The 25,559-nt window shown below is 70.2% G+C and carries 27 protein-coding genes and 3 pseudogenes; 18 read left to right on the top strand and 12 right to left on the bottom strand.

The window, feature by feature from the left end; all coding sequences use genetic code 11:
- Positions 1-210: 210 nt before the first annotated feature.
- On the bottom strand, positions 211-1,011 hold the full coding sequence (locus ACIQV3_RS09540) for a hypothetical protein (RefSeq protein WP_403711394.1): 801 nt from the start codon (positions 1,009-1,011) through the stop codon (positions 211-213).
- Positions 1,012-1,581: 570 nt separating this feature from the next.
- Between ACIQV3_RS09540 and ACIQV3_RS09535 the strand changes: the two genes are divergently transcribed.
- From ACIQV3_RS09535 to ACIQV3_RS09515, 5 genes are all read left to right on the top strand, one after another.
- On the top strand, positions 1,582-2,691 hold the full coding sequence (locus tag ACIQV3_RS09535) for a hypothetical protein (protein WP_403711392.1): 1,110 nt from the start codon (positions 1,582-1,584) through the stop codon (positions 2,689-2,691).
- A 174-nt stretch (positions 2,692-2,865) separates the two neighbouring features.
- Positions 2,866-3,699: a class II glutamine amidotransferase gene (locus ACIQV3_RS09530; protein WP_403711390.1), complete on the top strand. Its 834-nt coding sequence runs from the start codon at positions 2,866-2,868 to the stop codon at positions 3,697-3,699.
- 96 nt (positions 3,700-3,795) lie between these two features.
- Positions 3,796-4,209: an SHOCT domain-containing protein gene (locus tag ACIQV3_RS09525; RefSeq protein ID WP_403711388.1), complete on the top strand. Its 414-nt coding sequence runs from the start codon at positions 3,796-3,798 to the stop codon at positions 4,207-4,209.
- A gap of 128 nt (positions 4,210-4,337) precedes the next feature.
- Complete coding sequence (locus ACIQV3_RS09520; RefSeq protein WP_403711386.1) at positions 4,338-5,084, top strand: glycoside hydrolase family 15 protein; 747 nt, start codon at positions 4,338-4,340, stop codon at positions 5,082-5,084.
- Between the two features lie 67 nt (positions 5,085-5,151).
- Positions 5,152-5,835 (top strand): GAP family protein, encoded by a 684-nt coding sequence (locus ACIQV3_RS09515; protein WP_403711384.1) that lies wholly within the window; start codon positions 5,152-5,154, stop codon positions 5,833-5,835.
- Between the two features lie 70 nt (positions 5,836-5,905).
- On the opposite strand, the gene ACIQV3_RS09510 is transcribed toward ACIQV3_RS09515, so the two are convergent.
- Positions 5,906-6,199 carry an SHOCT domain-containing protein gene (locus ACIQV3_RS09510; RefSeq protein ID WP_403711382.1) on the bottom strand — a complete coding sequence of 98 codons (294 nt, stop codon included), beginning with the start codon at positions 6,197-6,199 and terminating at the stop codon, positions 5,906-5,908.
- Positions 6,200-6,354: 155 nt separating this feature from the next.
- Between ACIQV3_RS09510 and ACIQV3_RS09505 the strand changes: the two genes are divergently transcribed.
- The 8 genes from ACIQV3_RS09505 to ACIQV3_RS09470 all read left to right on the top strand — a co-directional run bounded on the left by ACIQV3_RS09505 (position 6,355) and on the right by ACIQV3_RS09470 (position 13,267).
- Positions 6,355-6,771, top strand: coding sequence for a hypothetical protein (locus tag ACIQV3_RS09505; RefSeq protein WP_403711380.1), 417 nt, complete (start codon positions 6,355-6,357; stop codon positions 6,769-6,771).
- A 335-nt stretch (positions 6,772-7,106) separates the two neighbouring features.
- Positions 7,107-7,946 carry a HipA family kinase gene (locus ACIQV3_RS09500; RefSeq protein WP_403711378.1) on the top strand — a complete coding sequence of 280 codons (840 nt, stop codon included), beginning with the start codon at positions 7,107-7,109 and terminating at the stop codon, positions 7,944-7,946.
- Positions 7,943-8,326, top strand: a complete 384-nt coding sequence (locus ACIQV3_RS09495; protein WP_403711376.1) for a DUF3037 domain-containing protein — start codon at positions 7,943-7,945, stop codon at positions 8,324-8,326. The genes ACIQV3_RS09500 and ACIQV3_RS09495 overlap by 4 nt, the downstream gene beginning before the upstream one ends.
- 143 nt (positions 8,327-8,469) lie before the next feature.
- The gene (fabG, locus tag ACIQV3_RS09490) at positions 8,470-9,231 is read left to right on the top strand and encodes a 3-oxoacyl-ACP reductase FabG (RefSeq protein ID WP_403711374.1); all 762 of its coding nucleotides are present in this window, start codon (positions 8,470-8,472) and stop codon (positions 9,229-9,231) included.
- 19 nt (positions 9,232-9,250) lie between these two features.
- Positions 9,251-10,012, top strand: coding sequence for an SDR family oxidoreductase (locus ACIQV3_RS09485; protein WP_389437169.1), 762 nt, complete (start codon positions 9,251-9,253; stop codon positions 10,010-10,012).
- A gap of 152 nt (positions 10,013-10,164) precedes the next feature.
- Positions 10,165-11,748: an ABC transporter substrate-binding protein gene (locus tag ACIQV3_RS09480; protein ID WP_403711371.1), complete on the top strand. Its 1,584-nt coding sequence runs from the start codon at positions 10,165-10,167 to the stop codon at positions 11,746-11,748.
- A 244-nt stretch (positions 11,749-11,992) separates the two neighbouring features.
- Positions 11,993-12,661: a uracil-DNA glycosylase gene (locus ACIQV3_RS09475; RefSeq protein ID WP_403711646.1), complete on the top strand. Its 669-nt coding sequence runs from the start codon at positions 11,993-11,995 to the stop codon at positions 12,659-12,661.
- A 96-nt stretch (positions 12,662-12,757) separates the two neighbouring features.
- Positions 12,758-13,267, top strand: a complete 510-nt coding sequence (locus ACIQV3_RS09470) for a hypothetical protein (RefSeq protein ID WP_403711368.1) — start codon at positions 12,758-12,760, stop codon at positions 13,265-13,267.
- A 58-nt stretch (positions 13,268-13,325) separates the two neighbouring features.
- Here ACIQV3_RS09470 and ACIQV3_RS09465 read toward each other — a convergent pair whose 3' ends face one another.
- Positions 13,326-13,934 carry a hypothetical protein gene (locus ACIQV3_RS09465; protein WP_403711366.1) on the bottom strand — a complete coding sequence of 203 codons (609 nt, stop codon included), beginning with the start codon at positions 13,932-13,934 and terminating at the stop codon, positions 13,326-13,328.
- A gap of 72 nt (positions 13,935-14,006) precedes the next feature.
- On the bottom strand, positions 14,007-14,531 hold the full coding sequence (locus ACIQV3_RS09460; protein WP_403711365.1) for a DinB family protein: 525 nt from the start codon (positions 14,529-14,531) through the stop codon (positions 14,007-14,009).
- 82 nt (positions 14,532-14,613) lie between these two features.
- Here ACIQV3_RS09460 and ACIQV3_RS09455 point away from each other — a divergent pair, with 82 nt between their 5' ends.
- Positions 14,614-15,519 (top strand): Gfo/Idh/MocA family protein, encoded by a 906-nt coding sequence (locus tag ACIQV3_RS09455; RefSeq protein ID WP_403711363.1) that lies wholly within the window; start codon positions 14,614-14,616, stop codon positions 15,517-15,519.
- Here ACIQV3_RS09455 and lnt read toward each other — a convergent pair.
- The 6 genes and pseudogenes from lnt to ACIQV3_RS09425 form a co-directional block, all read right to left on the bottom strand.
- Positions 15,443-17,122, bottom strand: a pseudogene (lnt, locus tag ACIQV3_RS09450) (apolipoprotein N-acyltransferase). The gene ACIQV3_RS09455 and the pseudogene lnt sit on opposite strands and share 77 nt — an antisense overlap.
- A 45-nt stretch (positions 17,123-17,167) precedes the next feature.
- The gene (locus ACIQV3_RS09445; protein WP_403711361.1) at positions 17,168-17,647 is read right to left on the bottom strand and encodes a nuclear transport factor 2 family protein; all 480 of its coding nucleotides are present in this window, start codon (positions 17,645-17,647) and stop codon (positions 17,168-17,170) included.
- 69 nt (positions 17,648-17,716) lie between these two features.
- On the bottom strand, positions 17,717-17,893 hold the full coding sequence (locus ACIQV3_RS09440) for a hypothetical protein (RefSeq protein ID WP_243339660.1): 177 nt from the start codon (positions 17,891-17,893) through the stop codon (positions 17,717-17,719).
- Positions 17,894-18,007: 114 nt separating this feature from the next.
- Positions 18,008-18,139, bottom strand: a pseudogene (locus ACIQV3_RS09435) (undecaprenyl-diphosphatase); the annotation flags it as partial.
- Between the two features lie 501 nt (positions 18,140-18,640).
- A pseudogene (locus ACIQV3_RS09430) lies at positions 18,641-18,871 on the bottom strand (transposase family protein); the annotation flags it as partial.
- A 116-nt stretch (positions 18,872-18,987) separates the two neighbouring features.
- Positions 18,988-19,755, bottom strand: coding sequence for a DUF4041 domain-containing protein (locus ACIQV3_RS09425; protein WP_403711644.1), 768 nt, complete (start codon positions 19,753-19,755; stop codon positions 18,988-18,990).
- 664 nt (positions 19,756-20,419) lie between these two features.
- Between ACIQV3_RS09425 and ACIQV3_RS09420 the strand changes: the two genes are divergently transcribed.
- Together ACIQV3_RS09420 and ACIQV3_RS09415 are read left to right on the top strand one after the other, a co-directional pair.
- Positions 20,420-21,562 carry a Fic family protein gene (locus ACIQV3_RS09420; RefSeq protein ID WP_403711359.1) on the top strand — a complete coding sequence of 381 codons (1,143 nt, stop codon included), beginning with the start codon at positions 20,420-20,422 and terminating at the stop codon, positions 21,560-21,562.
- Between the two features lie 39 nt (positions 21,563-21,601).
- Positions 21,602-21,742 carry a hypothetical protein gene (locus tag ACIQV3_RS09415; RefSeq protein WP_356653499.1) on the top strand — a complete coding sequence of 47 codons (141 nt, stop codon included), beginning with the start codon at positions 21,602-21,604 and terminating at the stop codon, positions 21,740-21,742.
- Positions 21,743-22,059: 317 nt separating this feature from the next.
- Here the strand turns inward: ACIQV3_RS09415 and ACIQV3_RS09410 are convergent, their stop codons facing one another.
- Complete coding sequence (locus ACIQV3_RS09410) at positions 22,060-22,938, bottom strand: undecaprenyl-diphosphate phosphatase (RefSeq protein ID WP_403711357.1); 879 nt, start codon at positions 22,936-22,938, stop codon at positions 22,060-22,062.
- Positions 22,939-22,986: 48 nt separating this feature from the next.
- Positions 22,987-23,724: a TVP38/TMEM64 family protein gene (locus tag ACIQV3_RS09405; RefSeq protein ID WP_403711355.1), complete on the bottom strand. Its 738-nt coding sequence runs from the start codon at positions 23,722-23,724 to the stop codon at positions 22,987-22,989.
- Positions 23,725-23,773: 49 nt separating this feature from the next.
- Here ACIQV3_RS09405 and ACIQV3_RS09400 point away from each other — a divergent pair, with 49 nt between their 5' ends.
- Both ACIQV3_RS09400 and ACIQV3_RS09395 read left to right on the top strand, forming a co-directional pair.
- Complete coding sequence (locus ACIQV3_RS09400; protein WP_403711353.1) at positions 23,774-24,532, top strand: DNA alkylation repair protein; 759 nt, start codon at positions 23,774-23,776, stop codon at positions 24,530-24,532.
- Positions 24,533-24,649: 117 nt separating this feature from the next.
- Positions 24,650-25,522 (top strand): patatin-like phospholipase family protein, encoded by an 873-nt coding sequence (locus tag ACIQV3_RS09395; protein ID WP_403711351.1) that lies wholly within the window; start codon positions 24,650-24,652, stop codon positions 25,520-25,522.
- Positions 25,523-25,559 lie beyond the last annotated feature (37 nt).

Here is a 25,559-nt window from a genome sequence, read left to right as displayed (position 1 = left end):
GTAGAGGCCCTTCGAAGCCATCGGACATGCCTTGTGTACCTATCGGCTCATGTTAGGCCGGTATGACACGGGCCGCCGCTCCGGGCGAGTCCTCGACACCAGGCAGGAACGAACGACTGCAGCCCTTCGTGTAGGCCCTGAGCTTCCGAAGCCACGGTGCCCACGTTGCCGATCCACCCAGCCCCGAGTCCCAGGAGCGCCCTTGGCTGTTCAAGGGCAACTTGACTGCGGATCGTCGTGAACGAGGGCGCAGATCATCTGCTCGCCGCGCCGGTGGTCCGGATATGCCGTTAGCAGTTCAGCCTTGAAGTCGTTCCACTGGCGGGTGATCTCGGCGGTGGCGCCGGAAGTGGCGTGGTTGAAGTTGTCATCAGTCTTCGAGCGGTGGGACGCGGCGGTGTCCTTGTTCAGGGCGCGGTTGTGAGTGACTCGGTCGGCACAGTCGTCGGCCTTGACGCCGGTGGAATCGAAGTCGGAGTAGCAGCCGGTCGTGAGGTCCACGGGTATCCGTGCCCGTGCGTCCCGGGTCCAGTCGGCGTCTTTCATGGTGCTGTAGCGGCGAATGTCGAAGAAGGGGGCGACATCGGTACGTCCCAGTCCGGGAGGGTCGGCGAGGCCGACAGGACCGGGGGCGGCCTGGTCGGACCAGTTCGAATGCGAGTAGAAGTCCTGGAGCTGGTGCCAGCCGCGACCAAGCTGTTCGAGGACGTCGCACTTGGCGCGGTCGGGAGTCTCCTTCCAGGTGCAGTGGGAGGACAGGTCGTTCTGGTCGGCCCGGACCTTGCCGTGCACGTCGACCAGGCCGTCGGCTGCCCGGACCGCGTTCCGGAAGCGGGCGACGGAGGTACGGATGCAGGCGAGGAGCTCGGTGGTGGCCTCGTCCCGGCTGCGGGGATAGTCCTCGACGTAGCGGGGTGCGAGGTAGTCGGCGTTGTCGCAGTGCAGAGGGCCGAGGAGGAAGTATCCGCCGTGGTCGTTGGCAGTGATTGCCCCGTTGTGCGCATCAGCCATCTCGAACAGGGTGGCCGGCTCCCAAGGCAGGGCTCCCCGTGTGATGGTCTCGTGGTTGCCGCCGTTGAACGCGTGTGCGGGGCCGGACGGCACAGCGCCAAGGGCAATCGCGAAGCCGGCCACAACGGTCGTTCGCGCCAGGCCGGGCCGAAGGCCGTATGACACGCGACGCTCCAGTCGTACGAGTGGTGCGGAGCCGAAGCTTCTCGGTGCCCCCCAGCAGCTGGGCTTCCGACGGAGACGGACGTCTACCTGCAAGCCTAACGAACCACCGGTGGGTCAGCCTGGTGCCTCCCGCGGTGGGCGCAACTGAACGCGCGGACCCCTGGTGCCACGTGTCCAATGGCCGGGAAGCGGTCTTTCGCCTCAGCCGTCCCCAGGGAGCGTTATGAGTGTGCCGCCCGATCCGACAGTTGTGTCGCCCGCTCCGGTTCGGACGGGTGGCCGGCGTGGCCGGCGGATCGTGACGAGTGCCGTTTCGGCGGTGCTGGTCACGCTCACGTGCATCTTCGTACCGGTCTCGCTCCTCACGGTCTGGGTGCACGACATCGTGCTGGACACCGCCGGTACGTGTCCACCGTCTCCCCGCTCGCCTCCGACCCGGCGATCGAAGCGGCCGCCGTACACCGCATCACCGAGGCGGCCGACGTCCGGGTCGACGGCGCCCAGGTCACGTCCGACCTGGCGGCCTGGCTCCAGGCCCAGGGGCTGCCGGACCGGGTGGGCACGGCGGTCAAGGCGCTGGGCCCGCAGCTGGACTCCGCCGCCGACGCGGCTGTCTCCAAGGTGGCGACCCGCCTCGTGGAGAGCGACCGCTTCGAGAAGATCTGGACCACCGCCAACCGTGCTGCGCACTCCTCCGTGGTGCGGGCGCTGACCGGTGAGGGCCGTGGCGCGGTGGAGGTCGAGGGCGGCACCGTCACGCTCGACATCGGGGATGCGGTGGAGAACGTCAAGCAGGACCTCGTGAAGGCGGGGCTGGCACCTGCCGAGAAGATCCCCGAGGTCGACAAGCAGATGGTGCTCTTCCAGTCCGACGAGCTGGCGAAGATCAGAGGCGCGGTCCACCTCCTCGACGTCCTCGGCAACTGGCTTCCCGTGCTCACGGTGGTCCTCGGCACCATCGGGGTGCTGCTCGCACGTCGCCGACGCCGAGCGCTGGTGACCACCATGCTGTGCGCGGCCGCCGCTTGCCTGATCCTCGCCATCGGCCTCGCCGTCGCCCGCCGCTACTACCTCGACCACCTTCCGGAGCAGGTCCAGTCGCCCGCGGCCGCGGCGGCGATCTTCGACACCCTCGTGCGGTTCCTGAGGGTCAGCCTCCGTACCGCGCTGGTCCTCGGGGTCGTGGTGGCGCTCGGCGCCTACCTGTCCGGGGCCGGCCGACTGCCGCGCGGTGTGCGAGGTACGGCGGAGCGCGCGGCCGACTCCGCAGCGGGCTGGGGCGCCGCCCACGGAGTGCACACCGGCCGCGTCGGCACGTGGGTACAGGCCCACCGGCGCCTGCTCACCACCGGAGCGCTGCTGGTCCTCGCCCTCGTGTTCGCCCTGTGGAACCACCCCACGGTGCTCACGGTCCTGCTCCTGGCCCTCATCCTGCTCGCCGTCCTCGCCGTACTGGCACTGCTGGCGGCCGGCGGCCGGGTGAGCACGCGGACGGAACCTCCGGAGGGACGGTAGCCGGGCACCCGGTGATCGCACCTTCCTGAACGGGTACCGGTCGTTGCCTGCGTGGCGATCATCTGAGGGGCCCGCGAGACTGAGAGGGCCGGAGCAACAGCGCCCGGCGGCGGCGACCCAAGCGGGAATTCCGCCCGTGATAGCAGGTAGCAGCGGGAACACAGGTGATTGCACATGTGTCGATGGCTCGCCTACTCGGGGACACCCATGTTGCTCGACACCATCCTTTACAAGCCCGCCCATTCGCTGATCGACCAGAGCCTGCATTCCAAGCTGGGCGTCGAGACGACGAACGGCGACGGGTTCGGTGTCGGCTGGTACTCGGAGGACAACGACTCTCCGGCGCTCCTGCGGGACGTAGGTCCCGCCTGGAACAACCGCAACCTGCGGGAGATGGCGGACCACGTCCGCTCACCGCTGTTCTTCGCCCACATCCGGGCGTCGACCGGGACCGCGGTGCAGCAGTCGAACTGCCACCCGTTCCGGCACGGCCGTTGGATGTTCATGCACAACGGAGCCATCACCGGCTTCCACCTCATGCGCCGCGATCTCACGCTGCTCGTCGACCCCGCGCTGTACGCGGACATCGAGGGGACCACGGACTCCGAGGTGATGTTCTTCCTGGCGCTCACCTTCGGCCTGGACCAGGACCCGCCGACCGCCGTGGCCCGGATGGCGGGAGTGGTGGAGCGCGCCGGCCGCGACCACGGCGTGGAGTTCCCCCTCCAGATGACGCTCGCCATCACCGACGGCGAACGCGTGTGGGCCTTCCGCTACTCCAGCGGGCACGCCTCCCGTTCGCTGTTCTACAGCAGCCGGGTGGACGCACTGCGCAGACTGCACCCCGATGTCGCCTTCCTGCAGGAGATCTCGGAGGAGACCCGCCTCATCGTGTCCGAACCCCTCGGCGACCTGCCCGGCGCCTGGAACGAGGTACCGGAGAGCAGCTACGGCGTCGTACAGACCGGGGCGGACGAGCTCTACCCCTTCACGCCGGAACCGGCATGACGCGGCGACTGATGCACACGGGCCCGTGATTCACCCGTCCCAGGTGCCATCGGCGCACTGGTGACCAGGCCCCGCCTCAACCGACAGGAGACCGCGATGAATGGCGCGATGCTCGATCTGGCAGTGGACTACCCGCTGCTGAACATGTTCTGGACCATGATGCTGTGCTTCTTCTGGGTGCTGTGGTTCATGCTGCTCTTCCGCGTCATCGGCGACATCTTCCGCGATGACGAGATGAACGGCTGGGGAAAGGCCGGATGGACCATCTTCGTCATCCTGCTGCCCTACCTGGGCGTACTCGTATACCTGATCGCCAGGGGGCGGGGAATGGGCGAACGCGAGCTGAAGAGGGCCCAGCAGCACGAGAAGGCGTTCCGCTCCTACGTACAGGAGAGCGCCGGCGCCAGGAGCGCTGCCGACGAGCTGTCCCGGCTCGCCGAGCTCAAGAACCGCGGAGACATCACGGCAGCCGAGTACGAGCAGGCCAAGGCCAAGGTCCTCACCTCCTGAGGACCTTGGCCGCTCGGGGCACCCGCCGGGAAGGTGTAGATCGGGCGTGAGACATGACGAGCTTGTCGTCTCGTCGACTGCCGATGCCCGCCTTTGTGCGGCGGCGTCCTGCGAGCCGTGGAGGGGTGATGCACCCTTACCCGCCCATCGCCGATGCGGGGAGCCAGGCTCCGCCGCCCTTCAGCACGGCTGATCCGGTGCGGCAGTTCATGGACATGCACCGTTTCTGGCACGACTGGATCGGCCGATGCAGTTACCGCGGCCGCTGGCAGCAGATGGTCAACCGCGCGGCCATCACCCTCAAGCTCCTCACTTACGCGCCCACCGGCGGGCCCGTCGCCGCTGCCACCATGTGCCTGCCCGAGCAGGAGGGCGGGGAGCGCAACTGGGACTACCGCTACACCTGCGTGGGCGACGCCTCCCTCTCCGTACGCGCCATGCGCGACCTCGGTTTCACCGATGAGGTCGACGGCTTCCGCCGCTGGTTGCAGCGGCGCCTGCAGGACGGCGGCGCCCCCAACGGCGAGCCCGCCTGGATGCGCTCCGCGGGCGTGCTCGACTGGCTGTGCGACACGTGGGACCGTCCCGACGAGGGCATCTGGGAGACCCGGGGCGGCCGGAAGGACTTCACGTACAGCCGCCTCATGTGCTGGGTCGCCTTCGACCGTGGAGTCCGCCAAGCCGTGGCCACCGCCCGCCCGGCGGACCTGAACCGCTGGACCGCCGCACGCGACGCCATCATGGAACAGATCACGACCCACCCCACGGGGGAGCAACTCGGCAACTTGCCGCAGGCCTTCACGTACCTCGCCGTCATCACCGCCGCCCTCGCACTCGACACCGAACTCGACCAGGCCTCAAGGCGCGCGCAGTGAGAGCGACACGGGTGACACCGCAGCCCTTCCTGTCGGTCGGGGACGAGCACGGGCGGGGTGCGTAGCCATGGTGCTGGACCTGCTCCTCATCGGCTTGGCCGTCACGCTCTTTCCGTTGCCGATCATGGCCTTCGTGCTGGTCGTCTCCGTACCCCGAGGGGTGCGCAAGGGGCTGGCCTTCATCCTGGCCTGGCTGTCCTGCCTGGTGACCGTCATCGCGATCGTTCTGTTCCTGACCGGCGGCGAGCCGCCCCCGCCCCGCTCTCCGCCCTCCATCGCGGCACTCGTCGCCACGCTGGTCATCGGTGTGGGCCTGATCGTCTACAGCGAGCACAGGCGTCGCCGGCGCCGCCGTACCGCGACGGCCCCGGGTCCCTCTGAAAAGGAGCAGCGTGAGGCTTCCGGGACTTCGCTGTCCTCACGCATGAACGACGCCACCGGATGGTCCGCGGCCGCGCTCGCCGTGCTCCTGCAGCCCTGGGGGATGGTCGGTGCCGCTGCCGCCACCGTCGTGCGAGCCAATCTCTCCCACGGCGCGTCCTATCTGGCTCTGGCGGCGTTCTGCCTCCTGGCCACCTCCAGCCTGCTGGCCATGGAGCTGTACATGGTGTTCGCGCCGGAAAGGGCCCAGCTCGCCCTGACGAACTTGCGCGAATGGCTCGAACGTCACCAGGACCCGGCGATCGTGGTCACCTGCCTCATCCTCGGCCTGTGGCTCGTCGGCAGGAGCCTCTACCAGCTCGCGGGATGAACGCGGCGGGGGATGAACACCGCGCACGTCGCCGGACGAGGAGCCATGACCCCTGAGGGGCGCTGGGAAGTCAGGAGTTGAGGAGCCTGCTCTTCTGCTCCGCGAACTCCGCCTCGGTCAGGATCCCCTGCTCCTTCAACGCTCCGAGCTCTTTGAGCTGAGCGATCCGACTGCTCATGTCGTCGGCCGGCGGCTGCGGGGGAGGCGGGGGCGGGGCGGGCGCGGCTGCGGCGTGCTGCTCGTAGGCCTGAGTGTCCTGCTCGGCCCACCGGCCCGCCTGGCGCCGCGAGACCCGGTTGGAAACCGCCGTCGCAGTACCGGCGACCACCGCGGTGCGTGCTATTCCTCGAAGAAGACCGGACACGACGCTTCTCCTCACCGACCGGGCCAAGCCGAACAGTCCAGCCGACGGCCCCCGGCCTTCTTCCAGCATGGCACCCAGGGCTGGCTTCGCGCACTGTCGGACCGGTCCGGCGGCGGGGAAGGCCATCCGGGCGGCAACCGCAGGAGGCCGACCGGTTGCGGGACATACTGCGCTCGCCCGGCTACCGCAAGGTCCTCGTCGTTTCCGCCGTCATCGGCGTCCCGGTGTCGCTGATCGCGTTCTGGTTCCCCGTCGGGCTGCACGAACTGGAGCACATCCTCTGGACGGACCTGCCGGAGGCCTTGGGGCGGGACGGGCCCCCGTGGCGGTGGCCGCTGCCCCTGCTGATGGTGTCCGGAGTCGTCATCGGTCTGGTCGCATCCCGTCTCCCCGGGGCGGGCGGTCACGTGTGGCGGGTGCGGGCGGGCTACAACTCTTCGCGGTCATGCTGCCCGCCCTCCTCTCCAGCGGAATGGGATCCCTGGTCTTCACCGGCTTCGGGCGGCGGGAAAGACGGGACCGCCGCGCAGGCTGCCCAGGCAGAGGGTGCCGAGCGCGCGATCAGGCCCTGAGGTGACGCCACGGAGGCCCTTTGGCTGAATCTCCCCAGATTCTCCCCAGGGTTGATTGCGGGCCGCACAGCGGCCGGCCTCGATCTGACGTAGGCATTGGAATTGAAAGGAGATGCGCGAGGTTGCCTGGGAATATGGCCGTAGAAGGAGCTGCGCCTTACCCGATTACGCCCCTAGGGGCGGGTGATCCGCCCTCCCGATGTCCTCGCCCCAGGTGATCTCGGTACGTGGAGTCGGATATTCCCCAGCGTTGGCTGGTGAGGGCCGGTGAAGGGCCGGCTATTCCCCGACGGCGCCTTGGATGCCCAGGCCCGTCGGGTGTGTAGCCTGGGAAGATGTTGACAGAAGTCACGGCGACCCGCTATGTCACGCCCCTGCGCGAAGGCGGCTCGCTTCCCGGTGTCGTCGAGGCCGACGACCTCGGCATATACGTCATGAAGTTCACCGGAGCCGGACAGGGCCGCAAGACCCTGGTGGCCGAGGTCATCTGCGGACGGCTGGCCCAGCGGCTGGGGCTGCGCGTCCCCCGGCTGGTGCAGATGCAGCTCGACCCGGTCATCGGGCTCGGCGAACCGGACCAGGAGGTCCAGGAGCTGCTGAAGGCGAGCGGCGGGCTGAACCTGGGGATGGACTACCTCCCCGGCTCGATCGGCTTCGACCCCCTCGCGTACCAGGTGGACCCCGTGGAGGCGGGGCGCGTGGTCTGGTTCGACGCCCTGATCAACAACGTCGACCGGTCGTGGCGCAATCCGAACATGCTGGTCTGGCACGGAGACCTCTGGCTCATCGACCACGGCGCCACCATGATCTGGCACCACAACTGGCCCACCGCCGGGAGCGCCGCCGCCAAGCCGTACAACGCCTCCGACCACGTGCTGGCCCCGGTCGGCCCGGACATCGCCGCGGCGGCGGCCGCGCTCGCTCCGCTGGTCACCGAGGAACTGCTGACCGAGGTCGCCGCCGACGTGCCCGACGAATGGCTGGTCGACGAGCCCGGCTTCGACTCTACCGACGCGCTGCGCCGCGCCTATGTGGAGGCCCTGCTGCCGCGTGCGGCCACGATCCACGAGAGGATCACGACGGAGGCCGAGGCGAAGGTCCGGACGGGTCCGCCCGGCTGGCTCGCCGACCGCCTCGACCCCCGTCCCCGGAAGATGAAGAGCGACAGCGAGTGATCAAGCGGGACGTGTTCGAGTACGCGCTGGTGCGCGTGGTGCCCCGGATGGAGCGCGGCGAGTGTTTCAACGCCGGCGTGATCGTCTACTGCCGGGCGCATTCCTACGTCCGTGCCCGCATCCACCTCGACGAGGCCAAGCTCCTCGCGCTGGATCCGGGTGCCGACGTGGCCGGGGTGCGGGCCGCCCTGCGCGGCGTCGAGGGCGTGTGCGCTGGCGGTGAGTCCGCGGGTCAGGCCGCGGGTGACGACGCGGGGCGGCGCTTCCGGTGGCTGATCGCCCCGCGCAGCACGGTGGTGCAGCCGGGCCCGGTGCACACGGGCCTGACCGCCGACCCCGCGGCGGAAGTGGAGCGGCTGCTCGACCTCCTGGTCCGGTGAGGCGCTGACGGGCATGGGCTCGGGAGCCCTGGCACGCGGTGGCGTTGACACCGGGTGCCAGGGCTCCTAGCGTCTCCTCAGCTGAAGCTACTAAGCGGTTGCTCACCTCTGAGGGCCGCTTTCCCAGTGCGAGGAGATCCAGCATGTCCACCACCGAGCAGCGCGTCGCGATCGTGACCGGGGCGGCCCGGGGCATCGGCGCGGCCACCGCCGTACGCCTGGCCGCCGAAGGCCGGGCGGTCGCCGTACTCGACCTGGACGAGGCGGCCTGCAAGGACACCGTGGAGACCATCACGGCGGCCGGCGGCACGGCCGTCGCGATCGGCTGCGACGTGTCCGACAGCGCGCAGGTGGAGGCTGCCGTCGAGCGGGTGGCGAGCCTGCTCGGCGCCCCGACCATCCTGGTCAACAATGCGGGTGTGCTGCGGGACAACCTGCTGTTCAAGATGAGCGACACCGACTGGGACACCGTCATGAACGTACACCTGCGCGGTGCGTTCCTGATGTCGAAGGCCTGTCAGAAGCACATGGTGGCAGCCAAGTTCGGCCGGATCGTGAGCCTCTCCAGCAGCTCCGCCCTCGGCAACCGCGGCCAGGCCAACTACTCGGCGGCCAAGGCCGGCCTGCAGGGCTTCACCAAGACCCTGGCCATCGAGTTCGGCAAGTTCGGCATCACCGCCAACGCCGTCGCCCCCGGGTTCATCGTCACCGAGATGACCGCGCACACGGCCGCCCGGGTCGGCATGGACTTCGAGGACTTCCAGGCCGCGGCGGCCACCCAGATCCCGGTGCAGCGCGTCGGGCGCCCGGACGACGTGGCCAACGCCATCGCCTTCTTCACCGGCGAGTCCGCCGGTTTCGTTTCCGGCCAGGTCATGTACGTGGCCGGCGGCCCCCTCAGCTGAGAGAAGGCAGGTGCACGTCATGACGTACGACGGAACGGACAGCGGCAAGGTCGCGCTGATCACCGGGGCGAGCCGGGGGATCGGCTACGGCATCGCGGAGGCCCTGGTGGCGCGCGGCGACCGGCTCTGCATCACCGGCCGCAACGAAGAGGCCCTCAAGGAGGCCGTCGAGCGGCTCGGCGCGGACCGGGTGATCGCGGTCGCGGGCAAGGCGCACGACGAGGCCCATCAGGCCGTCGCCGTGGAGCGCACGATGGAGGCCTTCGGCCGCGTCGACTTCCTGATCAACAACGCGGGCACCAACCCGGTCTTCGGGCCGATCGCGGACCTGGACCTCGGGGTCGCCCGCAAGGTCTTCGAGACCAACGTGATCTCGGCGCTCGGCTTCGCCCAGCGGACCTGGCACGCCTGGCAGAAGGAGAACGGCGGCGCGATCGTCAACATCGCCTCCATCGCCGGGGTCTCGGCCTCGCCCTTCATCGGGGCGTACGGGATGAGCAAGGCGGCCATGGTCAACCTGACGCTCCAGCTCGCCCACGAGATGGCGCCGGGGGTCCGGGTCAACGCCATCGCGCCGGCGGTGGTGAAGACCAGGTTCGCGCAGGCCCTCTACGAGGGCCGGGAGCAGGAGGCGGCGGCGGCCTACCCGCTGGGCCGGCTCGGGGTCCCGGAGGACATCGGAGGGGCCGCGGCCTTTCTCACATCTGCACAAGCGGAATGGATCACAGGGCAAACTCTCGTCGTTGACGGGGGAATGTTCCTCAATGCCGGGGTGCATTGACCGATAATCGGACGCATTTGCCTCCGAAGGGGAGGCAAATGCGTACCGAATGGGCACGTAATCGGTCAAGTGCCGCACGAAACCTACCCATTGGTTTCGTGATGCTCTGCGGTAGGGTCTGCCGCACCCCTGGCTGATCGAGGAGCGTGCACGTGTTCAACCGGACCAGATGCCTGCAGATCACTGCGGCCCTTGCGTCCATATCCCTGCTCTCCGGATGCGGCCTGTTCTCGGACGACGGCGGCAATGGCGACCAACGGATTGTCGTCGGAACGACGAGCGCCCCCACGACCCTCGATCCGGCCGCGGCCTGGGACGGCTCCTGGGAGCTCTACCGGAACGTCTACCAGACGCTGCTGGCGTTCCCCACGGGTGCCACCAAGCCCCAGCCGGACGCCGCCTCGAGCTGCGAGTTCACCGACGCCGGCAACGAGTCGTACCGCTGCACGGTGCGCAAGGGCCTGAAGTTCTCCGACGGCGAGCCGCTCGACGCCAAGGCCGTCAAGCACTCGCTGGACCGGATCAGGACCATCGACGCCCCGTCCGGCCCCAAGGCCCTCTTCGGCAGCCTCGACAAGATCGAGACCCCGGACGCGCAGACGGTGGTCTTCCACCTGAACACCCCGGACGCCACCTTCCCCTTCGTGCTGGGCTCCCCGGCCGCGTCGCTCGTCTCGCCGAAGCAGTACCCGGCCGACAAGCTGCGCGAGGGCGACGAGGTCACGGGCTCCGGCCCGTACACCCTGGAGTCGTACAAGGAGGCCGACGAGGCGGTCCTGAACCGCAACGAGAGCTACAACGGCTTCGCCAACCGCCGCAACGGCGGGGTCACCATCCGCTACTTCGCGGACTCCAAGAAGATGATCGCGGCCCTCAAGGGCAAGGAGGTCGACGCGACGTACCGCGGCCTCTCCGCCGACGAGGTCAAGGACCTCCAGGCCCCCGCGTCGCACGACGCGGGCGTCCAGGTCGTGGAGAACGTCGGCTCGGAGATCCGTTACCTGGTCTTCAACCCCTCGGACCCGCAGGCCGCGAAGACCGAGGTGCGCCGGGCCATCGCGCAGATCGTCGACCGCGGGGCGCTCGTCTCGAAGGTCTACCAGGGCACCGCCGAGCCGCTCTACTCGATGGTCCCCAAGGGCGTCGTCGGCCACAGGACGCCGTTCTACGACTCCTACGGCCAGCCGGACGTGGCCAAGGCCAAGAAGGCCCTCAAGGACGCCGGGATCCCGACGCCGGTGCCGCTGACCTTCTGGTACACCACCGACCGCTACGGCGCCTCCACGGCGGACGAGTTCACCGAGCTCAAGCGCCAGCTCGACGAGAGCGGGCTCTTCAAGATCACCCTGCGCGGGCAGCCCTGGAAGGCCTTCCAGGAGGGCTACAAGAAGGGCGAGTACCCGGTCTTCGGCCGCGGCTGGTTCCCCGACTTCCCGGACCCCGACAACTTCATCGCGCCGTTCGTCGGCAAGGAGAACGCGGTCGGCACCCCGTACGAGTCCAAGGAGATCGTGGACGTCGTCCTGCCCAAGTCCCGCCGCGAGAGCGACCGCTCGGCCGGCGTCCACGAGTTCGAGAAGGCCCAGCAGATCTTCGCCAGCGACGTCCGGCTGCTGCCCCTGTGGCAGGGCAAGCTGTACGTCGCCGCCCGCGACGACATCGCCGGCGCGGAGCGGGCGCTCGACCCGCAGACCGTCATGCAGGTGTGGGAGCTGTACCGCAAGACCAGCTGGTAGCAGGCCCGTACGCGACCCCGCCCGTCCGCACCGCCCACCCGGGCGGGGCGGGCGGGCGCCGCGTTGTCAGTGGCCACCGGTAAGTTCTGGAGCAGTCGCGCGAAGCAGTTGCGCGAGCGCCCGTGCGTGCGCACACGCAGGCGTGCAGAAGCGCAGACGTGCAGAAGCGCCGACGTGCAGAAGCACAGAAGCGCAGACGTGAAGTCTCGAACAACGTGTACCGGAGGTTGTCGCCGTGCCCCAGATGCTGCCCGATTCCTGGCTCCCCGTCCTCGGTGGAGAGCTGGAGCAGCCCTACTTCAAAGAGCTCACCGAGTTCGTCGAGAAGGAGCGGGCGAACGGGCCGGTCTACCCGCCCCGCGAGCAGGTCTTCGCGGCCCTGGAGGCCACCGCCTTCGACCAGGTGAAGGTGCTGGTCCTCGGCCAGGACCCGTACCACGGCGCGGGCCAGGGCCACGGGCTGTGCTTCTCCGTGCAGCCCGGCGTGAAGACCCCGCCCTCGCTGCGCAACATCTACAAGGAGATGCAGGCCGAGCTGGGCACCCCCGTTCCGGACAACGGCTACCTGATGCCGTGGGCCGAACAGGGCGTCCTGCTGCTCAACGCGGTGCTCACCGTCCGCGAGGCCGAGCCCAACTCGCACAAGGGCAAGGGCTGGGAGAAGTTCACCGACGCGGTGATCCGCGCGGTGGCCGAGCGTCCCGACCCGGCCGTCTTCGTGCTCTGGGGGGCGTACGCGCAGAAGAAGCTCCCGCTGATCGACGAGGAGCGGCACATCGTCGTCAAGGGCGCCCACCCCTCCCCGCTGTCGGCCAAGAAGTTCTTCGGCTCCCGCCCCTTCACCCAGATCAACGAGGCCGTCGCCGCCCAGGGGCATGCGCCGATCGACTGGCGGATCCCCGACCTGGGCTGATGGCCGACCGCGCCTAGGCGGCATTGCAGGTGCCTCCGGCTAGCGTCTTGATGATCGGACCGGAGCAGGTCTGACGGGAACGAGCCGGAGGCCGCGTTGACGGAGCAGCAGGAGGCGTCCGAGGACGCCGTCATGACCAGGATCGGCCAAGCGGTCATCCTGCTGCACGCCGGCGACCGCGAGGAGGCCCGCAACCGGCTCGGCGAGATCTGGTCCGAGATCGGCACGGAGGGCGACTCCCTGCACCGCTGCACGCTCGCGCACTACCTGGCCGACGCGCAGGACGACCCCGCCGAGGAGCTGGCCTGGGACCTGCGCGCCCTGACCGCCGCGCACGCCGACGCCGACGGCCCCGGTCCACCGGCGGCCGTACGGGTCTTCTACCCCTCGCTGCACCTGAGCCTGGCCGCCGACTACGTGAAGCTACGGCGTCCCGAGGCGGCCCGGATCCACCTGGCGCGGGCCCGCGCCGCCACCGGCGCCCTGGCCGACGACGGGTACGGGAACGGCGTACGGGCCGCCATCGCCCGGCTGGAGCGCCGGCTCGCGGCGGAACCGGCGCAGCCGGCGGAGCGGCGCCGGCCCTTCCCGGAGCAGAACCAGTAGCCGGGCGCGGGCCTGCCGGGCCGGGGCCTGCCAAGCGCGGGCCTGCCGGGCCGGGCGGTCAGCCGCCCTGGACGCCCGCGCAGATACGGGCCTCCGGGCTGTCCGGATGCCAGCGCCCCTGCCGGCGGCCCAGCGCGCACACGTCGGCCGGCCGCACCGGCAGCTCCCGCACCAGCTCGCGCGGCACCTCGCCGCCCTCGCCGCGCGCCCGCCCGGGGCGCTGTCCGGGGTGCTGCCCGCCAGAGCGCCCGTCGGCGTGCTCCCGCTGCCCGCCGGGCCGCCGGGGCTCCGGGATGTCCGGGACCGGAGCGGCGGCCGCCGGGGCTCCGGGGCCTGCCCGCCGGCCGGTCCCGGCGGCCTCCGCGGCCGGCACCGCCGCCCGGGGGACGGCGGCCCGGCCGGACGTGGAAGGGGCCGGCCCGGCCGGTCGTCCCGGGACGGCCTCCACGGCCTCCAGCGCCTCCAGGGCGGGTGCCCGGACGGTCACCGGCGCGGCCTGCTGCCCGCCGAGGGGCTCGTGCCGGGGCTGAGCCCCCGGGGCGCCGGGGCCGGGGGCGGTCGCCGGCCCCGGCCCCGGGGCCGGGGTCACGTTCACGCAGCCGGAGACGGCCGAGACCGCACAGGCGACGCCGAGCAGCAACTTTGTCGTGGTTCGGGTTGGATGCACTCACCCAACTCTGCTGTGCGAGGCCCCCGTCCGGAAAACCCGGAGCCCGAATTCACCCCGCACGGGTGACGGCTACTCGCCCGTGGCGCCGTCGAGGTGCTCGCGCAGCAGGTCGGCGTGGCCGTTGTGGCGCGCGTACTCCTCGATCATGTGGGTGTAGACCCAGCGCAGGCTGAACACCTCGCCCCGGCGGTGGCTCTCGGGCTTGGAGGCCAGCTCCAGGGAGCGGCCGGCCGCGGCCTGCCGGGCCAGTTCGATCTCGGTCTGCCACACCTTCTCGGCCGCGGCCCAGGTGTCCTCGTCGGTGAAGTGGAAGTCCCCGTCCGGGTCCTCGTGCGTGCTGTACAGCTCGGGCAGGTCCTCGTCCAGCATGATCTCCCGGAACCAGTACCGTTCCACCTCCGCCATGTGGCGCACCAGCCCCAGCAGACTCAGTGCGGACGGCAGCAGCGGGGTGGTGCGCAACTGCTCGTCGGACAGGCCCTCGCACTTCCAGGCCAGGGTGGAGCGGTGGTAGTCCAGCCAGCCGTCGAGCATCTCGCGCTCGTCGGCCGTGGTGGAGGGTTCGGAACGGTGGGATCCGTCACTGATAGTCATGGGGCCCATCCTGGTCGAACACGCCCGTGGTCACCAGCGATTAGGCTGCGTACTCCCACAAGGAACGAACCTGGAGGTCCCGGTGAAGGTCGGCTGTATCGGACTCGGCGACATCGCGCAGAAGGCGTACCTGCCCGTCCTGACCACCCGCCCGGGGCTCGAACTGCACCTGCAGACCCGGACCCCGGCCACCCTGGAACGCGTCGCCGCCCAGCACCGCGTTCCGGCCGAACGCCTGCACACCGACCTCGACTCGCTGCTCGCGCAGAAGCTCGACGCGGCCTTCGTGCACGCCCCGACCGCCGTTCACCCCGAGATCGTGGAACGGCTGCTGGAAGCGGGCGTGCCGACGTACGTCGACAAGCCGATCGCCTACGAGCTCGCCGAATCGCGCCGGCTGGTCGAACTGGCCGAGGAGCGCGGGGTCTCGCTCGCCGTCGGCTTCAACCGCCGCCACGCGCCCGGCTACGCGCAGTGCGCCGATCACGCGCGCGACCTGATCGTCATGCAGAAGAACCGGATCGGCCTGCCCGAGGACGTACGGACCTTCGTCCTGGACGACTTCATCCACGTCGTCGACACGCTGCGCTTCCTGCTGCCCGGCGAGGCCGACCAGATCGACGTGCGGGCCGTGGTGCGCGACGGCCTGATGAGCCAGGTCGTGCTCCAGCTGTCCGGTACGGGCTTCACCGCGCTCGGCATCATGAACCGCCTCTCCGGTTCCACGGAGGAGGTGCTGGAGGTCTCCGGGCAGGACACCAAGCGCCAGGTCGTCAACCTCGCGGAGGTCATCGACCACAAGGGCCAGCCCACGGTCCGGCGGCGCGGGGACTGGGTGCCGGTGGCCCGCCAGCGCGGCATCGAGCAGGTCGTCGACTCCTTCCTGGAGGCCGTCGCCACGGGTACGACCCTCAGCGCCCGCGACGCGCTGCTGACCCACGAGCTGTGCGAGCGGGTGGTGCGCTCGGCGCTGGAGCAGGCGTCCTGAGCGGCCGCGCCGCAGGCGGCTACGCGGTCGGCGTCCGGGGTGTCCCGAGGGGCGTCACGGCGGGTTTGCCGGGCCGCACGGAGCGGGCACCCGCAGCCGCGCAGTAGAGGGCCAGAGCGGTCAGCGAGGCGCCCACGGGCCAGTCCCCGAAGCGGACGTACAGGGTCGTGCCCCGCGCCAGCGGCACCTCGTACAGCCGCGCCGTGCTCGCCGAGGTGGACAGCGCCGGCCCGATCCGCTCGCCGGACGGGCCGCGCACCTCGCTGATGCCGGTGAGGGTGGAGTGGACCATGGGGCGGCCGGTCTCGGCGGCGCGCAGAGCGGACAGCGAGGCGTGCTGGGCCGGTGCCCAGCTGTCCTGGAAGCTGGACGTGGCCGACTGGTCGACCAGCAGGGCGGCGCCCTCGCGGGCGAGGTGGCGGCTCATGTCCGGGAACGCCGACTCGAAGCAGACCAGTGGGCCGACCCGCACGTCGGCCCGGCCGGGCAGGTCCATCAGGACCGGCGCGCTGCCCGGGACGCGGTTCTCCTCCGCCGCCTTGCCGACGGAGGTGGCCCAGCCCAGCAGTTCGCGGGCCGGAACGTACTCCCCGAAGGGGACCAGACGCATCTTGTCGTACCGGTCACCGGTCGGGCCCCCGGGGCCGACGAGGACCGCCGATTTGCGGATCCCCGGCCGGTCGGCGACCCGCGCGTCCACGTTGACCAGCAGCGGAGCCCCCACCCGCGCCGACAGGGCGGCGAGCCGCCGGGCCAGGTCCGGGCGGGCCGTGAGGTCCTCGCCGACACTGCTCTCCCCCCACACCACTAGGTCCGGTCGGAGCCCGGCAGAGGTCGCCGTCGGGCGCTGCCCGGCCAGGGTCCCGGTCAGCTGCTCCCCGACGGCGAACCGCCGTTCCGCGCTGTCCGGGCCGTCCTCCACCGGACCCGGCTGTACGACGGCCACGCGCAGCACGCCGGATACCTCCGGGCGGGGCGCCCACAGCCACACCACCCCCGTCAGCACCGCGCAGCCCGTCACCCCGGCCAGCGCCGGAACCCGCGCCCCCGGCACCGTCAGCAGCAGCACCACCGCGCAGTTCACCGCCACGACCAGCAGGCCGACCAGCCAGACCCCGCCCACCGAAGCGAGCCGCAGTGCGGGTGCCACCTGCCACTGACTGGCACCGAGCAGCCCCCACGGCCCGCCCAGCCCCTGCCAGGACCGGGCCAGCTCCGACAGCAGCCAGCCCGCCGGTACGAGGACCAGCGCGGCGCCCGCACGGCCCGCGCCGGGTGAGCCGCCGAGCAACTGCCGTACCAGCAGAGCCCACGGTATCCAGAGCAGGCCCACGAGCGCCGCCACGGCGAAGAGGAACACGTGCATGCTGGGCAGCAGCCAGTGGTGGACGGCGAAGATGAAGCCGGCGCCGCCGAGCCAGCCCTCCAGGGCGGCGCGCCGGCCGGTGGGGGCCGACCTCAGCAGCAGGATCCAGGGCACGAGGGCGACGTAGGCGAACCACCACAGCGCGGGGGCGGGGAAGGCGAGGCACGGCAGGGACCCCGAGGTGACGGCCGCCGGCGCACGCCACCACGGGACCCGCTTCGAGACGGTCGCCGCCATGAGGGGCCTCCGCTCCCAGTGTGGAACAGACCTGCCGGTCGAGCGTCAGAACGACATGTGCCGCCACTTCTCGTGGACGGTGACCCGCGAGAGCCGCCAGCCGGACCGGGCGGTACGGGCGACGGCGAAGGTGTAGCGGCCCGCGGCGACGAAGTTCGGCGCGGTCACGGGGGCCGCACCGTCGTCGGGCTCTTCTCCGGCCAGCCGCATGGGATTGAGGAAGTCGGCCCGGACCTCCGCCGTGTCACCGGGGGAGCCGCCCAGGTCCGGGATCCGGATCAGCCGGTTCACGATGAGGTGCTGGCGCACCGGGAACAGCTTCATCGTCTCCGCGAGCCAGTCCGCGACCTCCCCGGCCGGTCCCTCGATCCCGCCGGCCGAGGTGTAGTCGGCCCGCCCGCCCGGGGCGAACAGGGCTCGGTACGCGTCCCAGTCGCCGTCGTCCACGGCGATGGCGTACCCCGTGACCAGCTCGTCGATCGCCAGTCGGTCCATCACGCCCGCAAGGTCCACACGCTGCGTCATCGGGTCAGTGTGCGGGCGCGGGGCGCGGAGGCCAAGGGGCGTGCGCGCTCCGGATCTTCCGGCGGCGGATCAGTGACCGGAACGTGCCTCCCGGGGACGGACCACCACGAGGTAGGCGTCGCTGGCCAGATCCATCACCACCTCCGCCGGCACGCCCTCGCGCATCCGCTGCGCCGCGTACTCCTCGGCCGGCCAACTCCCCCTCGGACTTCCGGCCGGAAACCGCTCCAGCACCACTCGACCCATGGGACACCCCCTGCTGTTCGTCTTCAGGTCTCTCCCTCCACAACGACGCGGAGGCCGCCCGGGAACGTTCCCGGGCGGCCTCCGATTCACGCGAAGCGGTGAGCGGGCGCCGTACTAGCCGGCCGACTCGCCGGCGTGGGGGCTGAGGACGCCCATACCGATCAGGACGAACAGCAGGATGCCGAGCAGCACCCGGTAGATCACGAACGGCATGAAGCTCTTGCTGGAGATGAACTTAATGAACCAGTTCAAGTAGAGGTTCTGAGCGGCTCTGACCTGCTGTTTCCACCACTCACAAGGTTGAATGGGAGAGCAGTGGGATATGGCACTTTCCAATGCTCTCCCTCGCCAGCCACGAAGCGCAGCGGCGATCTCCTGCTCCATGGTCAGGGGAACGTGCGAGTAGAGACCTTCCACGTCGGCGACCTCGTGGCCCATGTGGGTCTCCACGGCTATGCGACTGTGCCGATCTTCGTCCAGCCACTCCTTGCCGCCGTGGCGAAGCAGGTACAGCCGCTTCCCTGCGTAGGCGGTCGCAGGGACCTCCGGAAGGGGACGGCGAGAGGTGACCAGCTGGGGCTGACCCAGGCGAACCCTCTCGAATTCCCCGGAGGCCGGTCGACCGCGCGAGACCGGCTGCCAGTAGGAGTAGCTGAAGTTTGCGTTGGCCGGCAGCCCGCCGCCGATGGCCGGAAACAGGTACTCGTGGTCATGGGTGGCGAAGAGCGCCGTGAGCCTTTTTCATCTTCAGCCTGAGCTGGCCAGATGCAGGGTGAGGACAGCCTGAACAAGGCTCGTGATGCGGGTGGTCGAGCAGCGGAGCTTGCGGAGAAGCCGCCAGGACTTGAGGGTGGCGACGGCCTGCTCGACCAGGGCCCGGATCTTCGCGTGGGACCGGTTGACGGCCTGCTGGCCTTCGATCTGGCCACCCGCGCCCGCCCCGCCCGCCCCGCCCGCCCCGCGCCGCCCCGTTCGGGCCAGGGGCGGGCCCGCTGAGACCCCCCCCCAGGTTTGGAGTGCGCCGGCAAGGTCAGTGCCGGCTCCGACCACGTAGTTGCCCCGTGCCCGCCGGCCCACGTCACCTGTGCGTGGCTTTACGGCGCTCCGCTGCCTTTCGTCGTGCTGCTGCGCCATTCGATCGCCTCGGCCACTTCGTTGAACTCGACGAGGTGCTCACCGGCGCTCCGTTCGAGGACGGCTTTGACCTCTGCCGGTGTGACGCGGAAGAACTCCTTGCGGCTGTTGACCCGATTGACCCGGCGTGACGCGAACTCTTGGTGAAGACGCGTTTCGAGGCCGACTGCGTCCTTGCTGAAGATCAGTGCGTGGACATCGAATCGGAAGGGCACAGCGGCGCCGCTCAGCTCATAGATGCGTTCCAGCGGTTCGAGGCGCCGCGTCATTCCGATCTTGACCATGTTGTCGCCGAAGGCGCCGACGTTGGAGATGACGTATACGTAGCCGGTGCGGATGTTGGCCGCTCGGGCCTCCACGTCGTCCAGAGCCCCCTCGATCTCCGCGAGTTTCGCCGCCATCTCGGCTGCGGCCGCGTGATCGCCTTGGGCCCGCAGCCTGTCCAGCGCGCTCTGGTAGTGGCTCATCTCCTTGTGCAGCTTCTCCCGCTCACGATCCAGTTCCCGCTGAGCGGTTGCCTCTTCACGCTCGCGGGCGCGGGCCTCGCGCTGGGCCTGCTTCTCCTCTTCCTTGCGCTGCAGGAAGTCAGCCGTCAGACGCAGTTCCTCCACTCGGGCATCGTGGTAGGCATCAGAGATCCGGATGTCCATGGTGGCGCCCAGCTTGGCGATCGTCTCCCTGCTCTTGTACAGACGGTCGACGAGCGAGGTGAGGCGGTGTGGACGCATGCTGCGCACGGCGTGCCCCCGATCGGGCTCCTGCCGTCGCGGCGTGTGGTTACGGCGGGCCGTTCATCAGACACGGGGCACCATTCGATCAGTAGGTCGGAGCGGATGCGGGAGGCATCGATGTTCAGCGCGGGTCCCTGCTCATGGGCCATGTGCCGCAACGCGTCCGCGGCGGGCGCGGGAAGACGTGCTCCCAACAGGTGGGGTGGGCCGCCCGAGGGGTGCGGGACCGCCAGAATCAGGTACTGCGGGGAGCCGTTGGGGTTGCGGATCGCACTGGCCGCGAGCGTGGTCAAGATCGCCGGAGACTGGGCGGACGCCTGTTGCGGGATTCTCCGTACGCGATCCATTACGCCCGCATGCCCCCGCGTACCGGATCCCACTCGCGGGCGGGGTCCAGGAAAACACACATCCTGCGCGAGCGTCTGGTCACCAAGGCCCCGGCGCGAGCACGGCCTGTCCTACGACGTGGCCCTCGACCGGTGCGCCGTCGGCGGCGGACACACCGGGCGACATGGTCCAAGAAGCTGTCCGAAGGTCTGCAGTCCTGGTAGCGGTGGTCGGTGGCTTGTGTGGCAGGCGGACCTGCCTGCGTCTCTGCAGGTTGGCGTGGTCAGCGCTCTCGACTCCTACCAGAATGATAGGTAGCTGGTATCATTGAGTCATGCTGTATAAGACTCCCGTGCTCGACGCCGCAGACCTCAAGGTTCTGCACGAGGTGGACGGCCTGCGCGAGCGCCTGCGTGACGCGGTGCAGCAGGCGCCGATGAAGTGGACTCAGGATCTGCGTAAGGCGCTGACCGCGAGCGCGATCGCGGCGTCGAACACGATCGAGGGCTATCAGGTTGACGTGAAGGATGTCGCCGACCTGATGGACGGGGAGCGTGAGGTCGACGCCAGCGAGGAGAACAAGGCGGAGACCCTCGCCTACCAGCAGGCGATGACCTACATCCAGTCACTCCACGACGTCGCCGACTTCCGGTACAGCAAGGAACTACTCAACGCGCTGCACTGGATGCTCCAGGGCCACCACCACCCGCTGCGCACCGCCGGGCAGTGGCGCAAGACCTCGATCCGGATCACCGCGCCCGGTGACGAGCTCGCCACCGACTACGACGGACCCGACCAGGAGCTCGTGCCCGGCCTGACGGCCGAGCTGGTGGACTGGCTCAATGACGGCGACATCGAAGCTCACGTCCTGATCCGGGCGGCGATGGCGCACCTGAACCTGGTGAAGATCCATCCGTGGTCCGACGGGAACGGCCGTATGTCCCGTTCCCTGCAGACCCTGCTGATTGCCCGCGGCGGCGTTCTCGCACCGGAGTTCTCCTCGATTGAGGAGTGGCTCGGGATGCCCGGCAACACCTGGGAGTACTACAAGGTGCTCCGGGAGGTCGGCGGGCCGGTGTACTCGCCCGAACGCGACACGCTGCCCTGGATCAAGTTCAACCTGCGCGCCTACCACGAGCAGGCTCAGCGGGTGCAGCATCGCGTCGACCGCTCGAACCAGGTCTGGATCGAGCTGATGGAGCACGCCGACGCCAACGGGATCAGCGAGCGGCAAGTGACTGCCCTCCACGAGGTCGCGATGGTGGGCCGGGTGCGCCGCTCGCGCTACGAGCGGCAGGAAGCGATCAACACCCAGCAGGCAACCCGGGACCTGCAGGCCCTCACGAAGGCCGACGTGCTCACCGCGATCGGGCAGACGAAGGGACGCCACTACGTGGCCGGCCCCCGCTTCCCGCAGAACGTCATGGCGACCTCCCGCCGACCGCACCGCATCATCAACCCCTACGCCACCGCATAGCACCAAGGCAGCTGGACTCGGGCTGATCGAACTGCGGCGGTGAGCGTCGCCGAACACCTCGGACTCGGCAACTGGACCAGCTCCGGCAAGCTCATGGGCCTGGCCGACTGCGGCAACCCCGACCGCTACACCCTCGACTTCCTCACCGCCCGCGCTGGCGGCTCGTCGAGAAGGAGCTGAGCGCCGTGATCGTGACGGCCGCAGTGGCACTTGCCACCATCAGCCCGGACCCCGAGAAGGCGCTCGCCGGCCGTGTCCAGGGCCTGCTGGCGCGCCTCAGCCTCGACTGACCCGGGCCGGCCGCCACGCAGAAGGGCCCGCACGGCCGTGCGGGCCTTTCCGCGTCATCCCCTACTTTGCGGACGCACGCGTCCTAGTGGGGTGTATCCCGGCTCCCCAGTGGGAGATGAGTGGGAGACAAGTGGGAGATGATCATGGCGTTGTGCTGCAATCAGGCGCTAGGAAATGCTCGATAGCGCTACCTGTACGGCCCTGGATCAGCCGGCCGACTCGCCGGCGTGGGGGCTGAGGACGCCCATGCCGATCAGGACGAACAGCAGGATGCCGAGCAGCACCCGGTAGATCACGAACGGCATGAAGCTCTTGCTGGAGATGAACTTCATGAACCACGCGATCACCGCGTAGCCGACGAGGAAGGCGACGACCGTGGCGAAGATCGTCTGAGGCCATTCGATGTGCCCCGGGTTCTCCATCACGTCCTTGATCTCGAACAGGCCGGAGGCCAGCACGGCCGGGATGGCGAGGAGGAAGGAGTAACGGGCCGCGGCCTCGCGGGTGAAGCCCAGCAGCAGACCGCCGGAGAGCGTGGCACCGGACCGGGACACACCCGGGATCAGGGCCATCGCCTGGCAGAGACCGAAGATGAGGCCGTCCTTGACGCCCAGTTCCTTCAGGGTCTTGCGCTCGCGGACGACCCGGTGCCGGCCGCCCTCCTCGTCGCGCGCCGCCAGCCGGTCGGCGAAGCCGAGCACGAGGCCCATCACGATGAGGGTGGTGGCGATCAGCCGCAGATCGCGGAACGGGCCCTCGATCTGGTCCTTGAAGGCGAGGCCGAGGACGCCGATCGGAATCGAGCCGACGATCACCAGCCAGCCCATCTTGGCTTCCTGCTCGGAGCGCAGCGCCTTGGTGTACAGCGAGCGGAACCAGGTGGAGATGATCTTCGCGATGTCCTTGCGGAAGTAGATCAGTACGGCGACCTCGGTGCCGATCTGCGTGATGGCGGTGAAGGCCGCTCCCGGATCGTGCCAGCCGGCGAACGCCGCGGTCAGCCGCAGGTGGGCGCTGGAGGAGATCGGGAGGAATTCCGTAAGTCCTTGGACGAGACCGAGGATGAGGGATTCGATCCAGTTCATGTCGGGGTGCGCTCGTCCTTGTGATCGTCGGGCAGTTCGGGTCCGATGCTAGGGCCCGTGCGGTGCAGCCGTGACCACAGGGGGGTGTACAGCCGTCAGTTCCCGCGCCGGCACGGGCCGCTCGGTCCTGCGTACGGGCGCCAGCCGGTGCCGCTTGCGCCAGGCGACGACCGCCGCCCCGACCGCGGAGAGGGCGATGAAGCCGAACGAGGCGAGGAACGCGGGAGAGGTCGGGGAGGAGGCGCTGGCCCCCGCGATCACGTACGCGGCGGTGTTGGGGACCACGCCGATCGCGGTGGCGAGGAGGAAGGGGAGCCAGCCGCAGCGGGACAGCGCGGCGGCGTAGTTGGCCATCGCGAAGGGCAGACCGGGGAAGATCCGGACCGCGAGCATCGAGCGGAAGCCGTGCCGGGCCAGCTGGTCGTCGGCCGCCTGCAGCCAGCGGCCGCGGATCAGCGGACGCAGGGCGTCACGGCCCATCATCCGGCCGAGGCCGAAGGCGATCCCCGCGCCGATCACCGAGCCGCCGACCGCGGCGACCAGGCCGAACTGGGAGCCGAAGAGGGCTCCGGCGGCCAGGTTCAGCAGGGGGCGCGGCACCAGGGCGGCCGTGCACACCCCGTACGCCGCGGCGAAGAGCAGGACGGCGGTGCCCACCGGGAGCCCCGGGGGCCAGCCCTCCGAGAGCAGGCGCTGGGGCTCGTACAGCACGACGCAGACGCCGGCCGCGAGGAGCAGCACGACGAGCAGCGAGAGCCGTGTCCACGGCGCGAGGAGGAGGGACATTCCGGGAGACTAACCGACCCCCCTGTCCGAGCGCCGTAATCTGGGCCTCATGCAGTCGAACGACCGGCGGCCTCAGACCGAAGCCGGGGGCCCGCGCAGCGACCTGGCCGAGCTGCTGGTGGCGCGGCTCACGGAGTCCTACGGCGCCGCCGCCGACGTGGAGCGGGCCGGGCCCATGACCGCGTACATGAAGGACGTCTCGCCCTTCCTCGGGATCCCCACCCCGCTGCGCCGCGAGCTGTCCCGAGCCGTGACCAAGAACACGCCGAAACCGTCCGAAGCGGACTGCGCGGCCCTCGCCCTGCGCTGCTGGGAGCTTCCGGAGCGTGAATACCGGTACTTCGCCGTCGACTACCTGCGCCGGCACGTCCCGCGCTGCTCCTCCGGCTTCCTGCCCGTGGTCCGGCACCTGATCGTGACCGACTCCTGGTGGGACACCGTCGACCTGCTCGCCGCGCACACCGTCGGCCCGCTCGTGGCGGCCGACCCGGCGCTCCCCGCCGTCATGGACGGGTGGATCGGGGACGAGAACCTGTGGGTGGCGCGCACCGCCCTGCTCCACCAGCTCCGGTACGAGGCCACGACCGACACGGACCGGCTCTTCGCGTACTGCCGGCGCCAGGCGGGCCACCCCGACTTCTTCATCCGCAAGGCCATCGGCTGGTGCCTGCGCGAGTACGCCAAGACGGACCCCGGCGCCGTACGCGCCTTCGTCACCGCCGAGCGGAACTCGCTGTCCCCGCTCTCGGTGCGCGAGGCACTGAAGAACATCGGCCCCATGGGTCACGTCGACCACGACAGGGCCTAGACGTACTCGACGCCGTGGACACGTACGTGCCCGCGCCCGTGCGGTACCCGCTGTGGTGGCGGTGGCCGGCTTGCGCCAGACTGCCGTCACCACAGGCATGCGGGGAGGGAGCGGCACATGGGTAGCGGCGGCTTGCAAGGCAAGGACACGGCTCTGGTGCTCGGCGGCGGCGGGCTGACCGGCGTCGGCTGGGAGGCCGGGATGCTCTACGGGCTCGCCCGCGCGGGCGTCGACCTGACCGGCGCCGACCTCGTCGTCGGGACCTCGGCCGGCTCGGTCGTCGGCGCGCAGCTCACCTCCGGACTGCTCACCCCGCAGGCGCTGTACGAGCGCCAGCTCGGCGACCCCGGCGGGGAGCTCCCCGCGAAGCTGGGGGCCTCCCTGATCGGGCGGTACGCCGTCGCGATGGTGCGCTCCCGCGACGCGAAGTCCTACCGGCGCCGGATCGGCGCCTTCGCGCTCGCCGCCGACACGGAGCCGGAGGGCGTGCGCCGCAAGGTGCTGGAAGCCCGGCTGGTCTCGCACGACTGGCCCGAGCGGCGCCTCGTCGTCACGGCGGTGGACGCGCTGACCGGCGAACTGGCCGCCTTCGAGCGCGGGAGCGAGGCCGGGCTGGTCGACGCCGTCTCGGCCAGCTGCGCCGTACCCGGGGTGTGGCCGCCCGTGACCGTCGCGGGCCGGCGGTTCGTCGACGGCGGGATCCGCTCCGCGACCAACGCCGACCTCGCCTCCGGCTACGGGCGCGTGGTGATCCTCGCGCCGATGGCCACGGGCGCCGGGCTGATCCCCTCGCCCGCCTCGCAGGCCGCCCGGCTGAGGGAGGCCGGGGCGAAGGTGCTGCTGATCACCCCGTCGCCGCAGGCCCGCAAGGTCTTCGGACGCAACGTACTGGACCCCGCGCGCCGCGATCCCGCCGCCCGGGCGGGGCTGGAGCAGGCTGCGGAGCACGTGGAGCAGGCGCGCGAGGTGTGGGCGGCTCCGGGGGCCTGACAATGGTCCGGTGAGTGACGAACAGATCCCGGTGATC

The sequence above is a fragment of the Streptomyces sp. NPDC099050 genome, from assembly GCF_044759865.1.
Taxonomy (GTDB): domain Bacteria; phylum Actinomycetota; class Actinomycetes; order Streptomycetales; family Streptomycetaceae; genus Streptomyces.
The sequence above is the reverse complement of the archived record's forward strand: the minus strand, read 5'-3'. Positions and strand labels throughout refer to the sequence as shown.

Excerpts from the sequence above, each read along its gene's own strand:
- ACIQV3_RS09540 (WP_403711394.1), bottom strand. The coding sequence starts at position 1,011 with ATGGCTGATGCGCACAACGGGGCAATCACTGCCAACGACCACGGCGGA.
- ACIQV3_RS09530 (WP_403711390.1), top strand. The coding sequence starts at position 2,866 with ATGTGTCGATGGCTCGCCTACTCGGGGACACCCATGTTGCTCGACACC.
- ACIQV3_RS09525 (WP_403711388.1), top strand. The coding sequence starts at position 3,796 with ATGAATGGCGCGATGCTCGATCTGGCAGTGGACTACCCGCTGCTGAAC.
- ACIQV3_RS09520 (WP_403711386.1), top strand. The coding sequence starts at position 4,338 with ATGCACCCTTACCCGCCCATCGCCGATGCGGGGAGCCAGGCTCCGCCG.
- ACIQV3_RS09515 (WP_403711384.1), top strand. The coding sequence starts at position 5,152 with ATGGTGCTGGACCTGCTCCTCATCGGCTTGGCCGTCACGCTCTTTCCG.
- ACIQV3_RS09500 (WP_403711378.1), top strand. The coding sequence starts at position 7,107 with ATGTTGACAGAAGTCACGGCGACCCGCTATGTCACGCCCCTGCGCGAA.
- fabG (WP_403711374.1), top strand. The coding sequence starts at position 8,470 with ATGTCCACCACCGAGCAGCGCGTCGCGATCGTGACCGGGGCGGCCCGG.
- ACIQV3_RS09485 (WP_389437169.1), top strand. The coding sequence starts at position 9,251 with ATGACGTACGACGGAACGGACAGCGGCAAGGTCGCGCTGATCACCGGG.
- ACIQV3_RS09475 (WP_403711646.1), top strand. The coding sequence starts at position 11,993 with ATGCTGCCCGATTCCTGGCTCCCCGTCCTCGGTGGAGAGCTGGAGCAG.
- ACIQV3_RS09460 (WP_403711365.1), bottom strand. The coding sequence starts at position 14,531 with ATGACTATCAGTGACGGATCCCACCGTTCCGAACCCTCCACCACGGCC.
- ACIQV3_RS09445 (WP_403711361.1), bottom strand. The coding sequence starts at position 17,647 with ATGACGCAGCGTGTGGACCTTGCGGGCGTGATGGACCGACTGGCGATC.
- ACIQV3_RS09440 (WP_243339660.1), bottom strand. The coding sequence starts at position 17,893 with ATGGGTCGAGTGGTGCTGGAGCGGTTTCCGGCCGGAAGTCCGAGGGGG.
- ACIQV3_RS09425 (WP_403711644.1), bottom strand. The coding sequence starts at position 19,755 with ATGCGTCCACACCGCCTCACCTCGCTCGTCGACCGTCTGTACAAGAGC.
- ACIQV3_RS09420 (WP_403711359.1), top strand. The coding sequence starts at position 20,420 with ATGCTGTATAAGACTCCCGTGCTCGACGCCGCAGACCTCAAGGTTCTG.
- ACIQV3_RS09410 (WP_403711357.1), bottom strand. The coding sequence starts at position 22,938 with ATGAACTGGATCGAATCCCTCATCCTCGGTCTCGTCCAAGGACTTACG.
- ACIQV3_RS09405 (WP_403711355.1), bottom strand. The coding sequence starts at position 23,724 with ATGTCCCTCCTCCTCGCGCCGTGGACACGGCTCTCGCTGCTCGTCGTG.
- ACIQV3_RS09400 (WP_403711353.1), top strand. The coding sequence starts at position 23,774 with ATGCAGTCGAACGACCGGCGGCCTCAGACCGAAGCCGGGGGCCCGCGC.
- ACIQV3_RS09395 (WP_403711351.1), top strand. The coding sequence starts at position 24,650 with ATGGGTAGCGGCGGCTTGCAAGGCAAGGACACGGCTCTGGTGCTCGGC.